This is a genomic window from Sphingopyxis sp. LC81 (assembly GCF_000756375.1).
GTDB lineage: Bacteria > Pseudomonadota > Alphaproteobacteria > Sphingomonadales > Sphingomonadaceae > Sphingopyxis.
The window spans coordinates 380,958-395,072 of the sequence record NZ_JNFD01000021.1; the positions used below are offsets into that span (position 1 = coordinate 380,958).

Below are 14,115 nucleotides of genomic sequence, written 5' to 3' on the forward strand. Positions count from 1 at the left end.
TGATCCCTTCCCGACCGAAAGCAGGCGACCGCCGGGTTATAGGGGGCAGGGGATTGACCGGTTTTCAGGGGGATATGGTGGCAACGGCACAGGAACCACAGCGCGTATCGGCGGCCGATTTCATCCGCGGCTTTGCCAATTGGCGATTGCAGTCGGCGCGCAAGCCCGTCGTCGTGACGCATCACGGCAAGGATGCACATGTGCTGATTTCGCTCGACGACTACCGCCGTCTTGATGGCGATGTGGCGCGGGAGATCGCGGCCGCCTCCGACATCTTGCAGTCCTCGCTTGCTGGCCTCGTGGAATCGGTCCGCGACGGCGTGATCCTGATCGACCGGCAACGGCGTGTCGCCGCGCTCAACCCCGCAGCGTCGGATATGCTGGAGATCGCGGCTGCCGATCTGATCGGGGAGGAGTTGGTGGCGGTGGTGCCGGGCCTGAGGGACAGTCTGATCTTTCATCACATCAACCGGCTGCTCGACCATCGCGAGCGGTTTTCGGGCGACGTCCCCGGCATATTGCGCCCGCGCCAGTGGCTGCATGTCGACCTGGTCCCCCTGCCGGTCGGTGGCGCGATCGTCCTGCGCGATGTCAGCGACGCGATCGAGGGCTTCGCCGCCGGCGACATGCGGCAGGCGATGCTCGATGCCGTCGAGATCGATGGCGGCATCGGCCACGCCCGCATCTCGGTGCGCGAAACGGTCGAGGCGGCGAACGCCATGCTGACCGACCTGCTCGGGGTCGATGCGGCTGCGATCCGGCGTGTCCGCTTTTCGGCGCTGCTCGCGGTCGGGCAGCGGTCGGCCTTTGTCGAAGCGCTCGAATCGGTCTTTCGGTCGGGCGCGCCCGCACGCATCGTGTCGCAGATGGTGACGCGTGACGGTTCGGTCGTTGATGTGGCCCTGACGATAGCCGAGGTCCGCGGACCCTATGCCAGCGACGGCGCGGTGGTACTCGTCACGCGCTAACCCCGCTAAAACCAGCATCCGCGTTCGATAGCCGCGATGCCGAGGGGCTCTGCGCGTGCTGGACAAGCCGGGATGTTAAGCGCAATCATTGGGGGAAGGAAGGTTGCAAGCGACAACTTTCCGTTTACGTAAAGGTGAGCGCTCAATATAAGGGCCGCCATTGCCCAATGGGAGATTCGTGATGGACATGGAATTCAGCCCCGAGGATCTGGCCTTCCAACAGGAAGTTCGCCAGTTCATCGCCGAAAATTACCCCGCCGACCTGCGCGACAAGCAGGATGAAGGCGAAGAAATGTCCAAGGAGGATTTCCTCGCCTGGCACAAGATCCTGTACAAAAAGGGCTGGATCGCGCCCGCATGGCCGGTCGAATATGGCGGTACTGGCTGGACCCCGACGCAGCGCTTCATCTGGTCCGAGGAAACCGCGCGCGCCGACTGCATTCGCCTGATGCCCTTCGGGCTCGCGATGGTCGGCCCCGTGATCTACACCTTCGGCACGCCCGAGCAGAAAGCCCATTTCCTGCCGCGCATCCTGTCGGGTGAGGATTGGTGGTGCCAGGGCTATTCGGAACCGGGCTCGGGTTCGGATCTTGCCTCGCTTCGCACGACCGCCGTCGCCGATGGCGATGACTATATCGTCAACGGGCAGAAGACCTGGACGACGCTGGCGCAGCACGCCGACTGGGGCTTCTTCCTCGTCCGCACCGACAAGGAAGCAAAGCAGCAGGAAGGCATCAGCTTCCTCCTCATCGACATGAAATCGCCCGGCATCACCGTGCGCCCGATCATCACATTGGGCGGCGAGCATGAAGTCAACGAAGTGTGGCTCGAAGACGTCCGCGTGCCGCAATCGCAGCGCGTTTACGATGAGAATAAGGGCTGGACCTGCGCCAAGTTCCTGCTTGCGCACGAGCGCACCGGCATCGCCGGCGTCGCGGCGTCGAAGCGCGGGATCGAGAAGGTGAAGGCGATCGCCCGCACCGAACTCGACGGCGACAAGCCGCTGCTCGCCAACGCCTTCTTCAAGCGCAAGGTCGCCGAGCTCGAAGTCGATCTGGCGGCGCTGGAGTTTACCGAATTGCGCAGCCTTGCCGGCCCGAATGCCAATCGCGGCCCGGGGCCGGAATCGAGCCTCCTCAAGATCAAGGGGTCGGAGATCCAGCAGCGGCTGACCGAACTGACGCTCGAAGCGGTTGGCCATTATGGCGCGCCTTATTTTCGTGGTTTTGGCGAGGGCGACAACGAGCATCCGATTGGTCCCGATTACGCGCACCGCGCCGCGCCGACCTATTTCAACATGCGCAAGACGACGATCTATGGCGGGTCGAACGAGATTCAGCGCAACATCATCGCGAAGATGGTTTTGGGTCTCTGAGGAGTGCGTCGCCCTCGCGCTTAGGCGGGGGCCTCCACCGACCTGGCCTGACACCGCAGCATAAACCTACAGCGGCCCCCGCCTACGCGGGGGCGACGGGGACAAAAAATGGATTTCACCTACACCGAAACGCAGGACATGATCCGCGACACGCTCGCCCGCTTCCTCGGCGACACCTATGATTTCGAAACGCGTCAGAAGTTCATCAATAGCGACACGGGCCGCGATCCGGCGATCTGGACCGCGCTCGCGCAGGAACTCGGCATGCTTGGCGCGCCGTTCGCCGAAGAACATGGCGGCCTGGGCGGCGGCGCGCTCGAAAACGCGATCGTGATGGAGGAACTGGGGAAGGTCATCGGGATCGAACCCTATCTGCCGACCGTCGTTATCGCGGGCGGCGCGCTCAAGGCCGTGGGCGGGGCGCAGGCCGATGCGATGATCCCCGAGATCATCGCGGGCAATGCCATTATCGCTTTCGCTTATGCCGAGCCGCAGGGCCGCTATGACCTCGCGAACCTGCGCACCACCGCGAAGAAGGATGGCGCGGGCTATGTGCTGAGCGGACATAAATCGGTCGTCTACGCGGCGCCGTGGGCGACGCATCTGCTTGTCACTGCGCGCACCGGCGGCAACCCGCGCGACCGCGACGGCGTCTCGCTGTTCCTGATCGATGCGAACCTGCCGGGCATCGTCCGCCGCGACTATCCGACGGTCGATGGCAGCCGCGCATCCGAAATCTATTTCGAAAATGTCGCGATTCCGGGCGATGCTTTGCTCGGCGGTGAAGGCACCGGCCTGCCGCTGATCGAACAGATCGTCGACGAAGCGACGGTTGCGGTCTGCGCGGAGGCGACCGGCGTGATGCAGAAGCTGCACGAAGGCACGCTGGAATATACCCAGCAGCGCAAGCAGTTCGGCGTGCCGATCGCGAAATTCCAGGTGCTGCAGCACCGCATGGTCGACATGTTCATGGAAGTCGAACAGGCGCGCTCGATGACGATCATGGGGACGCTGAAGCTGAGCCTGCCCGCGAACGAGCGTATGGCGGCGGTTTCGGCCGCGAAGGCGAAGGTTGCGCGCGGTGCGAACTTTGTCGGGCAGAATGCGATCCAGACGCATGGCGGTATCGGCATCACGCAGGAACTGGCGATCGGCCATTATTTCAAGCGCGCGACGATGATCGAAGGCCAGTTTGGCAGCGCCGATCACCATATGGAGCGTTACGAGCGGATCACGCTTAACGACTGACGGCTCCGCCGTCGGGGGCCGATTGATTTGGGAGGGCTGTCGGCGTCGCCTCAATAGGCGACGTCGACGGCGATCCGGAGCGTGCGCGGGCGGAGCGGCGTGAGGAATCCCTCGTTGCCTTCGAGGAACGGCGTTCCGAGCGAGAAGCGGTTGCCGCGTGAATCGAACAGATTGGTGAGCGTCAGCGACAGGCCGCGGCGTGCATTGCCGACACGCATCGCGACACCCGTGTCGATATAGTCGCCCTGGCTTTCGCCGAGCACTGGCCCGATACCGAGCCGTGACGGGCCGATATAATTGGCCCAGCCGTTCACGCGGAAATCCTCGTCGCCGATCATGGTCGCATAGTTGACCGACCCGCGCACCGCATGGCTCGCGACATTTGGAATGCGTCCGAGGCGGCCCGGTGCGGCGTCGAAAACCGGCAGTATCTGCGGCGCGAGATCGTCGACGCGGCTATGGTTGTAAACCGCGCCGAGTTCGAAGGTCAGCGCGGCAGTCGGCCGCATCGCGACCGCACCCGACAGGCTGGTGATGCGGCCGTCACCGATATTGGCGGTGGTCGGGAAGCCGCTATTGTCGATGAAATCGGCCTGGATGTTGCGCCAGCGGCTGTGCGAGATCGAAATGCTGGCGTCGAGCAGGCTCTGCCCCTTGTCGCCAAAGCGCATTCCCGCTTCCCATGTGCGGACCTGGTCGTTGAGGAAGCGCCGGACGAAATTGCCGTCGACTGCGAGGCCGCCGGGGCGGAAACCCTCCTGATAGCGCGCATAGAGCCGGACATTGTCGAGCGGGGTCGCGAGCAGCGAGAAAGACGGCAGCAGGTCGGTTTCTTTGCGTGACGCGGTCGTCGCACGGTTTGCCTGCGCCAGGGCGTAGGAGACACCCTCGGCAGCGCCGCCGAGCTTCGCATGTGACAGGCGGACGCCGCCCGAAGCGATCAGGTCGGGCATCACCTCGACCGTCGCCTCGGCATAGCCGGTGAATTCGGTGATCTTGTTGGTCACGCCGGGAAGGGTCGCGCGAAGCGGGCCATAGCCATATTCGCGGTCCTGCCGCGCGCGATTGTCGATAAAGCTCGCGCCGACGACCCAGCCGAGGCCATCGCGATAGGGCCGCGACAGGCGGTTTTCGCTGACGAACATGCGTGTCGCGTTATGCTGGTCGAGCACGCGCGGAACATCGTTCAGCGGAAAGACCTGGATCGGCGCGAACAGGCGCTCGACATCGACGCTTCCAACCGAAGGAGGCGCGGGAACGCCGCCGCTGGACATATCGGTTCCTCGCCGCGCTTCGGGCAGGCTGGCGTCGAAGCGTTCGAACAGCCGGTGATCGATATAGGCATTGGACGACTGGAAATGCAGATCGTCCCAGTCCTTCATCACGACGATCGTGCCCATGCCATAGCGCGCGGTCGCATTCTGCTCGACCATCGAATTGCGGGTGAGCGGCGCGCCATCCTTGTCGGCATATTGCGCATCGTCGGAGGTGATCGCCTGATAGACGCCGCCTAGGTCGATCGTCCAGTCGTCGCCCGCCTCGAACCGGAAGGTCCCGCGCCCGCCGCGGACATGGACGCGGTTGACGTCGTTCTGCCCGCGCAGCGGATTGTCGATATAGCCGCCGTCGGTAAGCATATAGCCGACGAGGCGCAGCGCATGGCCGTTGTCGCTGACCGGGATATTGGCGATTGCAGCGATGTCCCCGCCCGGGTCGCCATGTTGGGTGATCGAGACGCCGGCGATCGCCTGCACCGTCATTTCGCGCGGATCGGGGGCTTTCGGGATGACACGGATGATCCCGCCGAGCGACCCGGCTCCATAAAGCGTGCCCTGCGGCCCTTCGAGGATTTCGACATTGTCGATGTCGTAGAGGCGCAGGTCCGGGTCGGGCGCATTATAGCTGAGCCGGATATCGCCGAGATACTGGCCGACGGTCGATTGCGTCGGGCCGGTGAAGCTGGAATCGGCGATGCCGCGAATGAACAGCTTGTTACGCCCCGAACCCAGATGGGTCGAGGAGACGGTCGCGGTTCGCGACAGGATCGAATCCATCCCGCGCTCGCCGCCAAACGCCAAATCGCCGCCATCCAGTTTGGTGACGACGCCGGCGAAGTGCGAAAGGGGCAAGTCGGTCTTCGACGCGGTGACGATGATTTCGTCCTGCGCCGCCGCGACCGCATCTTGCGATGGCTCGCGTGCCCTTGGCTGCGGCGCGTGTCGCGGTGTCGGTGCCGCCCGCGCGACACGGACGGGGGCAGGGCGACGCTCGATACGCCAGCTCGTCGCGCTGACCCGCACGGCGCGTGCGTCGGATCCCGCGAGCAGGCGGCGGATCGCTTCTTCGACGCTCATCCGCCCGCGCACCGGTTTGACGCGGCCTTGCCAGAGTTTCGCATCGCCGACGCTGATGCTGACCCCGGCCTGCCGGCTGATCACGGGCAGCGCGGTCGACAGGCTGCCTTTGGGCACGTCGAACGCGCGCTCCTCTGCTGCCTGAACCTGCGCGGGCAGGCTCAGCGCTATCGCTGCTGCGGCAAGGGAAAGGCGCCGGTGCATGCTCAGCGGGTCAAGATCCAGCCATCGCCTTGCCGCTCGGCCTTCGTTCCCGACAGCGCGGCCAGATCGGCGATCGTGCGGTTCCGGTTCTTGTCGATAATCAACGCGCCGCGGAACGACAGGTCGCTTGCTTCGGGCGCGATGCTGACCTGCATCCCGGCGGTGCGCTTCAGGTCCTCGGCGACGACCGCGAGCGGGGTGCCGTTGTAGACGAGCAGGCCGCTGCGCCAGCCGCCGATGCTGGCCACGTCGACATCCCGGACGACCGGAGGCTGAGGATCGCCATCGCGTGCCTCGATGCCCTTGCCGGCGACGAGGCGGACCTTGTCGCGATCGGGGTTGTAGAGGACGATGCCTTCGGACACCGCGACCGACGTCTGACGGTCGCGACGCACGACGTTGAAGGCGGTGCCGAGGTCGACGATCTTTGCGTCGCCGGTTTCGACAACGAACGGGTCGTTGTCGCGGTGCACGACATGGAACATCGCCTCGCCCGATTCCAGCCGGACAAAGCGCGGGCGGTCCTTGTCGATCTCGATTACCGAGGCACCGTTAACTTCAATCTTCGACCCGTCGGCCAGCGCGATCGTGCGATGCTCACCCGCCGCGGTCTCGATCCGGTCTTCGTTCCCCAGAAGGCCAAGGCTCGACAGGCTGATCGCGCCGACCAACGCCGCGGCCATCGCCCCGCCAAACCATGCACGCCGCGACGGGCGGCGCGGTGCGTCGGGCACAATCACCACCGACGGCTTGGGCGCCGCAGGCAGGGCATCGAGATCTCGGTCGAGGCTCGCGACCGCGTCATAAATCGCATTATGCGACGGATCCTCAGCAAGCCAGTCGGCAAAGCCGTCCCAGTCGTCGAAAGCGGGGTCGCGCTGGCGGATCAGCCAGTCGACCGCGCGCGCTTCGGCGTTTGTGGCGTCAGCTTGCATCGAACTGCCTCCGGATTACGGCGAGCGCCGCATAAACCTTGCGCAGATCGGCTTCGACGGTACTCAGGCTGATCCCCATTTCACTGGCTATATCGCGTTGGTTCTGGCCGTCGACGCGGAACCGGCGGAAGATGCGTGCCGGCCGCTCGCCGGTCGCGGTGATCGCCGTTTCAACGAGCGCGAGCTGTTCGCGCGAGATCAACGAGGTTTCGGTCGAGGGGCTTTGTGTCGCGGCGGCTTCGCCCCATGCCTTGTCGCGCAGGTCGCTCTGGCGCGCCGACCGATAGCGGTCGAGCATCAGATTGTTCGCCGCGCGCATGATATAGGGCAGGGGCTCGGCGATGGGGCCGGTCTTGCGGTCGGTCAACCGCATCCACAAATCCTGGAACAGATCTTCGGCGCCGTCGCCCGCGCCGCGCACTTCCAGAAAGCGGACGATACGATCCCGGTTGGCGAGCAATACGCCTTCGATGCCCTGGGCGGGGTCGGTTCGATCACGCGACTCGGTCATGGATTGCTTGCTTTGGAACGCCATCTTCTGTCGGTAAGCGCCGCTTCGCCCTGCGCCATACGTCCCCCTGATGACGCCGTCATATAGCGCCATTGCCGAACCGCGCAACAGCGGCGGAAAATGTGGGGCGGTGGCGAGTGCAAGCATCGTTTTCTTCGTTCATTTCTGCCTAGGCAAGGGGGAAGCGTGGGTAGGGGTTACGCTTCCCCCTTGCGGGCGGGGCCGGCCGGGGGGCTAGAGGCCGACCCGCAGACTCGCACGGAAAGCCCAGCCGATATGGCTTTGCTGTTCTTCCGCGGACACTTCGCCGGCGACCTGAAAGGCCGAATTGCCGGCGATGCCACGGAAACGGCCGACCCAGCCGCTCGTGCGATCATCAGGGGTGAGGGTGAAGGGCGTGCCGTTCTTGAACGACGCGGTTGTTGCGCCCAGCGTGCCGCTGACAATCTGGCGGCGGCCGCCTTCGAGTTCGAAGCGCGTCCAGCCATCATATTCGTCGGCACCGCCGAAATCGAGGCCGATGGCAACGGTGCCCGACACGGCCAGTTCGTCGCTGTCGCGGCTCAGCACCTTGAGGTCGAGCGCGTCGCCGCCGCCGGTTTCCTGATAACCGTCTTCCTTCAGCTTGAAGTAATCGACCGCGACCATCGGGCGGATCGTCAGGCCGCCGGCACGCGCGTCATAGGCGAGCGAGCCCGAAGCCGACCACAAGGTGGCATCCCACTTGCCCTTCATCGTCTTTTCGATGTCATCGGCGCCGGCTTCGGCGCGGAAGATGCGCGTGCCCTTCAGGCTGATCGGCGCGCCCGAAACACGGGCGTTCGCCATGAAGCCGTCCGAACGCAGGCGCCAGTGCAGCGCGCCTTCGAACTGGCTGGTGCTGACTTCATTGGCGTTGCTGCCATTGCCGTCCTTGCCGTTGAGAAAGGCAATCGAGCCGCCGAAGTTGCCGAGGTCGGTCTTGATTTCGGCGCCGCCCGAAATGCCCCAGCCGCTGACGTCGTAACTTGCGGTGTCACCGACGCTTTTCGACGTGCCCCAGACGGCCTGGTTGACCCAATAGCCCCATTTGCCTTCGTCCTGGAACGGCGCATTGGGATCCTGGAGGTAGCGCGACAGCGCGCGCGAGCCCGAGGTGACGGTTTCGAAGACGCCGCCTTCATGCTCGGGGAGCATCTGGCCGAGCTGGCCGCGGAACTGGGCACCGTCGGTGATGCCGAGGAAGACGTCTTCGATCTTCTGATCGGCAATCACCGCGTCGAGCACCGCGTCGAACGCGCCAGCTTCGGAGCGGTTGAGCCCGAGTTCGGTCACCGACTTGCGCGAGACGTCGACGATCAGCTGGGTCGCATTCGATGTCAGCGTGCCCTTGTAGAGGAAGGGCAGCAGCGTCTGCGACGCGGTCAGATTGTTCGCGCCCGTCAGCGACCCGGCAGTCAGCACGATATGCTGACCCTCGGCCTTTTCGATGCTCGACAGCTTGAGCGCGAGCTTCGATTCGGCGCCGAAGCTGGCGTTGCCGCTGACCTGAAGATTGGTCCCGGTGGCGCCGGTATCGAGCATCACGCCCAGCGTGCCCTTTTCGGTAATCGCGAGCGACGAAATCGTCGCGGCGCCGCCGACGTCAAAGGTGCCGCCAGCGACCGAAACCGCCAGACCCTGCGAATTGGCGAGCGTGCCCGAGAACATCGACGTGCCGCCGATCGTCAGCGTATCGGCACCGCCGCCAAAGTCGGCCAGACCCGTGAACTTCGACGTTCCGGCCAGCGTCATCGCGTCGTTACCGGCGCCGAAGCGAGCGTTCCCGGCGTAGGTCGCGTCACCCGACAGCGCGAGCTTGTTGTTGCCGGCGCCGAAGAAGCTGTTCCCCTTTACCGAGCCATCGGCGATGTCGAACACGTCGTTACCGCCGCCGAAACGGACGTCGCCGACGATGCTGGGGGCGGCGATGCCTGCCGCGACCGCGGTCTGCTTGACCGTTGCGCCGGTTGCGTTCGCCGACAGGTCGATCGCGATATTGCGGTCGGAGGAGGCGAGCGCGCCCGTCGCGCTGATCGTGCCGCTGTTTTCGACGGTGCTGACCTTGCCCGACAGATCGACGATGCCGCGCGCCGTGCCATTGTCGCCGCCGGTCTTGGCGGTGATCGAACCGCTGTTGCGGATCAGCTGGACGTCACCGCCGGCTTCGACGAGGACGGCGGTTGCGACCGCACCTGCGGCGTTGCCGCCGGTCGTCGCTTCGATCTTGCCCGCGTTGCGGAGTTCGGGGGTGGCCGCGCCGCTGCCGATGCGGATTGCGGTTGCCGCCGTGTCTTTCGACAATGCCGTCACGCTGCCGGTCGCACCGATGCCGACGCCGCCCGCGATGGTGACCGCACCGCCGAGGCCGCCGATCTGCATGCCGTTGCCGTCCTTGCCGGTGTAAAGGCCGTTGCCGAGCACCGCGCCATCGATGACGAGGCCGAGGCCGGTGCCCGTTCCGGCAACCGGGCCGATCGTGACCGCGCGGTCGGCCGAGCCGATGCGGATCGCGGCGGCCGAACCGAAGGAGCGCACGACGGCGTTCCCTTCCTTGTCGTCCTCGATGCCATCCTTGTCCTCGTCCTTGTCGTCGGGCTTCGTGTCCTTCGGCGCGGCGGCGAGGACGATGCCGCCGGTGACATTGCCTTCGATCGACAGCGCATTGCCGCCGATCAGCAAATCGTCGGCGTCGAGCTTCGAGGGATCGGCAGGCGGCGTCGTGAAGCGGTAGCCGGTGGCGGTGAGGTTCCCCTGGACGACCAGCGCGCCGGTGATGTTTCCGGCAACGCGTGCGCCGATCGCATCGATGCCCTGCGCGCTGATCGTACCGGCAAGGCGGACGTTGCCCGTCACATCCTGCAATCCGACGCCGAGCGCGCGATCGCCGATGACGCTGATGGTGCCGTCGTTGGTGAAATTGCCGGTCAGCGGCCCGCCGAGGCGGATGCCCGCCGAATTATTGCCCTCGATCGCGATCGCGCCCGAGTTGACGATATTGCCGGTAAAGGCGCCCGCCGTCGCGATGCCGACGCGGTTGCTGCCGAGTGCGAAGGCGCCATCGATGTCGCCGTCATTGTCGATGTCGGTCGGCGCATAGGTTTCGCCGACGGTGATCTTGCCGGTCGCGCTGTTGGTGATGCCGCCCGACGTGCCGGCATTTGCGAGGATACCCGTGGCGCCGTCGACGTTGCTGAACTCGATCGTACCTTCGTTGACGACCTTGTGATTGCTGTCGATGGTGACTGCCGGGCCCGTGGCGGTGGGCTTGATCGAGCCGGCTGCGACGATCTTGATGTCGTCGGCAGCGCCCGATTTGATCGTCGACGTCCGCACCGGCGCCGTGGTGGCGGTGCTGATCGTCGTTTCGGCATAGGCGGCGGTCGAAAGGAGGGTGGCCAGGCAGGTGGAGGCCAGCAAGGTTTTGCGCATCGGGTTCCTCTTGAGATCGGGGCCGGGATGTCTTCCCGGCGACAATCACAAGACGGAGCGGTGTCGGCGCAGCCTTGGAAAAAAAATCATACTAATCGCGCGCGGTCCGAGCGCCGCTAATTCCGTGCGGTCACAATCCACGCGGTGCCGTCGATCTGCACCGACGTTTCTCCAGGGCGTTTCGCGAATGCGGCGCGAACAGCCGCCGCCGATTTCGCGCGAATATCGTCGGATTGATCGGCAAGCGCGCGCGACAGCGGACCGACCTGGAACGCCATGTCGAGTGCATCGTCGATCGCATCTTCGCGCGTTGCGCCGCGGCCATAGGAAATGCTCGTGTCGAAGGGCGCGATGTCGATCGCGGTAAAGCCCGCTGCCGAAAGGATATCCGCGACCTTTTGCCGATCGCCAAAGGCGAAGGGTCCGGGGGCATTGGGATCGGCAGGCGCCGGCTGCACGATGTCGCGGATCGCCGCCATCGGCAGCCGCACCCAGTCATTCTCCTGTGCCCCGCGCCAGCACACGAAGGCCAGTCGTCCGCTTGGTTTCAGCGCCTCACGCATATGCACAAAGGCCGCGACGGGATCGTCGAAGAACATCACGCCAAAGCGCGAGAAGAGAAGGTCGAATTTTCCTGCGGGCAGCGGTGCCGTCGCGGCATCGGCGCACCGGAACTCTAAGGGCGCGCCGGCGGGCGCGGCGCCGCGGGCGATCTCGACGAGCTGCTCCGATATGTCGACGCCGAGGACGTGGCCGCCGGCTCCGACCCGCTCGGCAAGCGGAAAGGTCGAGGTGCCCGATCCGCAGCCGATATCGAGAATCCATTCGCCGGGCCGCGCATCGGCCGCCGCGATAGCAGCATTGCCGAAATCCTCGAGCATCACATCCAGCCGCGCCAGATTGGCCGCCCAGCGCGTTCCGCTGTCGCCGTTCCAGTCATGCGTGGGGGTGGTCTCGACATCGGACATGCACTTGCTCCTTTGTTGCGAATTATTCGCAACTACGCCGGTCTCCGACCGAGCGCAAGGCTCCAGCGAATAGCTATGCCCTGTTGCATCGCCCCCGGCCATGCGACATTCCACGAACCGTACCGGCCAAGTGGGACCGGCAAGGGAGAGTCATGAGCGAACAGATCGTCACGGTGGACATCGGCGGCACGCATGCGCGCTTTGCGATTGCCGAGATCGAAGGCGGCCGCGTCCTGTCGCTGGGCGAAGCGACGACGCTCCACACCAAGGATCATGCGAGCTTCCAGACGGCGTGGCAGGATTTCGAACGCCAGCAAGGCAGCGCTTTGCCGCGTGCGGTTGCGATCGCCATCGCGGGGCCGACGCGCGGCGACATCATCCGCTTTACCAACAACCCGTGGATCATTCGTCCGGCGTTGATCAACGAGAAGCTGAACGTCGACCGCTATGTGCTGGTCAATGATTTCGAGGCGGTGGGACACGCCGTGGCGCAGGCTGATACGAGCTATTTCGAGCGGTTGACCGGCCCCGACGAGCCGTTGCCCGCGATGGGAACGATCAGCGTCATTGGCCCCGGCACGGGTCTCGGCGTTGCACATATCTGGCGCGACGGCACCGACTATCGCGTCCAGGCGACCGAGGGCGGGCATATCGACTTCGCGCCGCTCGACAGCATCGAGGATGCGATCCTCGCGCGGCTGCGCAAGCGCCACCGCCGGGTGTCGATCGAGCGCATCGTGTCGGGGCCCGGAATCGTTGATATCTATGAAACGCTCGCCGCGCTCGAGGGACGTGCGGTGACACCGCTCGACGACAAGGCGATCTGGACCAATGCGCTGAGCGGCGAGGACAGCCTTGCGGCCGCGGCGGTCGATCGGTTCTGTCTGTCGCTCGGCAGCGTGTCGGGCGACCTTGCACTGGCACAGGGGGCGAATGGCGTCGTGATCGCGGGCGGCCTCGGGCTGCGGATCCGCGACAGCCTTGTCCGCTCGGGCTTCCCTGAACGTTTCATCGAGAAGGGGCGTTTCGAGGGGTTCATGTCGGCGCTGCCGGTCAAGCTGATCACCCATCCGCAGCCCGGCCTGTTCGGCGCGGCGGCGGCTTTCGCGCGCCAACACGGCTGACGCAATTTCCGCTGGCATCGCGTGGAGAAAATCGGCAGCAAGGAATCCTCGCTGCTTGAAGGATTCCGCCGCCCGTGTCCGCCCGCCCCGTCCTCGGCATCATCGCCTGCAACCGGCAGGTCGGCTCCGAATATGCGCAGGCGGTGATGAACCGGTATGCGAAAGCGGCGATGCGGTACGCCGATTGTGCCGCGCTGCTCATTCCGTCGCTCCCCGATTATATGCGTGCCGACGAGATCGTCGGGCGGCTCGACGGCGTTTTGCTCACCGGCTCGCCGTCGAACGTCGAGCCGGCACGTTATGGCGAGGAGGATGCGGGGGAGGGGCCGTTCGATCCCGATCGCGACCGCATGATGCGCGATCTGGTTGAGGCGGTGATTGCGGCGCAGAGGCCGTTGTTCGGCATCTGCCGCGGGTTCCAGGATATCAATGTCGCGCTCGGCGGGACGCTGCGCCGCGATACCGCCACCAACGGCGAACTGCTGCGCCACCACACGCCCGACGGGACGCTTTTCGACGCGATGTTCGATCATCGACACCATGTCGACCTGATCGAGGGCGGTATGCTGGCGTCGGCCTATGGGGCATCGGCGCTCGACGTGAATTCGGTGCATTATCAGGGTATAGGACGACTCGCCGACGGATTGTCGGTCGAAGCGCGCGCCCCTGACGGGCTGGTCGAGGCTTTCAGCGCCCGCCCGAACGGTGCGCCGCTCCTCGCCGTACAGTGGCACCCCGAATGGGCGGTCGACGGCAACGAAGAAAGCCAGACCTATTTCCGCCTGCTCGGACAGGCGCTGCGGGGCGTGCTGTGAACCGGCGCGTCACCCGCTACGATCGCTATCTCGCGCGGCTCTGCTTCTCGCCCTGATCCAGACCGGAGCTCTCGTTCCGCTCGTGTCGAGCGAAGTCGAGACACACATCGTCGCAGCGCAAGATCGAGGAACATCTCGACTTCGCTCGATGCGAACGGTTTTT

10 protein-coding genes are annotated in these 14,115 nt (G+C 65.2%); 5 read left to right on the forward strand and 5 right to left on the reverse strand.

Translation table 11 applies throughout. From position 1 onward, the window contains the following. The first annotated feature begins 53 nt into the window (after nucleotides 1-53). The 3 genes from FG91_RS12250 to FG91_RS12260 all read left to right on the forward strand — a co-directional run bounded on the left by FG91_RS12250 (nucleotide 54) and on the right by FG91_RS12260 (nucleotide 3,591). On the forward strand, nucleotides 54-968 hold the full coding sequence (locus tag FG91_RS12250; RefSeq protein ID WP_235212023.1) for a PAS domain-containing protein: 915 nt from the start codon (nucleotides 54-56) through the stop codon (nucleotides 966-968). Nucleotides 969-1,149: 181 nt separating this feature from the next. Further along, a complete protein-coding gene (locus FG91_RS12255) occupies nucleotides 1,150-2,343 on the forward strand; it encodes an acyl-CoA dehydrogenase family protein (RefSeq protein ID WP_037515245.1) in 1,194 nt (397 codons plus the stop codon). 108 nt (nucleotides 2,344-2,451) lie between these two features. Continuing rightward, a complete protein-coding gene (locus FG91_RS12260) occupies nucleotides 2,452-3,591 on the forward strand; it encodes an acyl-CoA dehydrogenase family protein (RefSeq protein WP_037515246.1) in 1,140 nt (379 codons plus the stop codon). Between the two features lie 50 nt (nucleotides 3,592-3,641). Here the strand turns inward: FG91_RS12260 and FG91_RS12265 are convergent, their stop codons facing one another. The 5 genes from FG91_RS12265 to FG91_RS12285 all read right to left on the reverse strand — a co-directional run bounded on the left by FG91_RS12265 (nucleotide 3,642) and on the right by FG91_RS12285 (nucleotide 12,013). Then, nucleotides 3,642-6,149: a TonB-dependent receptor domain-containing protein gene (locus FG91_RS12265; protein ID WP_037515247.1), complete on the reverse strand. Its 2,508-nt coding sequence runs from the start codon at nucleotides 6,147-6,149 to the stop codon at nucleotides 3,642-3,644. A 2-nt stretch (nucleotides 6,150-6,151) separates the two neighbouring features. Continuing rightward, nucleotides 6,152-7,084, reverse strand: coding sequence for a FecR family protein (locus FG91_RS12270; RefSeq protein WP_037515249.1), 933 nt, complete (start codon nucleotides 7,082-7,084; stop codon nucleotides 6,152-6,154). Beyond that, on the reverse strand, nucleotides 7,074-7,595 hold the full coding sequence (locus tag FG91_RS12275) for a sigma-70 family RNA polymerase sigma factor (RefSeq protein ID WP_037515251.1): 522 nt from the start codon (nucleotides 7,593-7,595) through the stop codon (nucleotides 7,074-7,076). Before FG91_RS12275 ends, FG91_RS12270 begins: the two co-directional genes overlap by 11 nt. Before the next feature lie 234 nt (nucleotides 7,596-7,829). Beyond that, nucleotides 7,830-11,045 carry an autotransporter domain-containing protein gene (locus FG91_RS12280; protein WP_037515252.1) on the reverse strand — a complete coding sequence of 1,072 codons (3,216 nt, stop codon included), beginning with the start codon at nucleotides 11,043-11,045 and terminating at the stop codon, nucleotides 7,830-7,832. A 116-nt stretch (nucleotides 11,046-11,161) separates the two neighbouring features. Next, a complete protein-coding gene (locus FG91_RS12285; RefSeq protein WP_037515255.1) occupies nucleotides 11,162-12,013 on the reverse strand; it encodes a class I SAM-dependent methyltransferase in 852 nt (283 codons plus the stop codon). 152 nt (nucleotides 12,014-12,165) lie between these two features. Here FG91_RS12285 and FG91_RS12290 point away from each other — a divergent pair, with 152 nt between their 5' ends. Further along, on the forward strand, nucleotides 12,166-13,137 hold the full coding sequence (locus FG91_RS12290) for a glucokinase (RefSeq protein ID WP_037515257.1): 972 nt from the start codon (nucleotides 12,166-12,168) through the stop codon (nucleotides 13,135-13,137). A 74-nt stretch (nucleotides 13,138-13,211) separates the two neighbouring features. Next, nucleotides 13,212-13,952, forward strand: coding sequence for a gamma-glutamyl-gamma-aminobutyrate hydrolase family protein (locus FG91_RS12295; protein ID WP_037515260.1), 741 nt, complete (start codon nucleotides 13,212-13,214; stop codon nucleotides 13,950-13,952). Nucleotides 13,953-14,115 lie beyond the last annotated feature (163 nt).

Coding starts and splice junctions, on each gene's coding strand:
- FG91_RS12290 (WP_037515257.1), top strand. CDS start 12,166: ATGAGCGAACAGATCGTCACGGTGGACATCGGCGGCACGCATGCGCGC.
- FG91_RS12260 (WP_037515246.1), top strand. CDS start 2,452: ATGGATTTCACCTACACCGAAACGCAGGACATGATCCGCGACACGCTC.
- FG91_RS12255 (WP_037515245.1), top strand. CDS start 1,150: ATGGACATGGAATTCAGCCCCGAGGATCTGGCCTTCCAACAGGAAGTT.
- FG91_RS12285 (WP_037515255.1), bottom strand. CDS start 12,013: ATGTCCGATGTCGAGACCACCCCCACGCATGACTGGAACGGCGACAGC.
- FG91_RS12270 (WP_037515249.1), bottom strand. CDS start 7,084: ATGCAAGCTGACGCCACAAACGCCGAAGCGCGCGCGGTCGACTGGCTG.
- FG91_RS12275 (WP_037515251.1), bottom strand. CDS start 7,595: ATGACCGAGTCGCGTGATCGAACCGACCCCGCCCAGGGCATCGAAGGC.
- FG91_RS12265 (WP_037515247.1), bottom strand. CDS start 6,149: ATGCACCGGCGCCTTTCCCTTGCCGCAGCAGCGATAGCGCTGAGCCTG.
- FG91_RS12280 (WP_037515252.1), bottom strand. CDS start 11,045: ATGCGCAAAACCTTGCTGGCCTCCACCTGCCTGGCCACCCTCCTTTCG.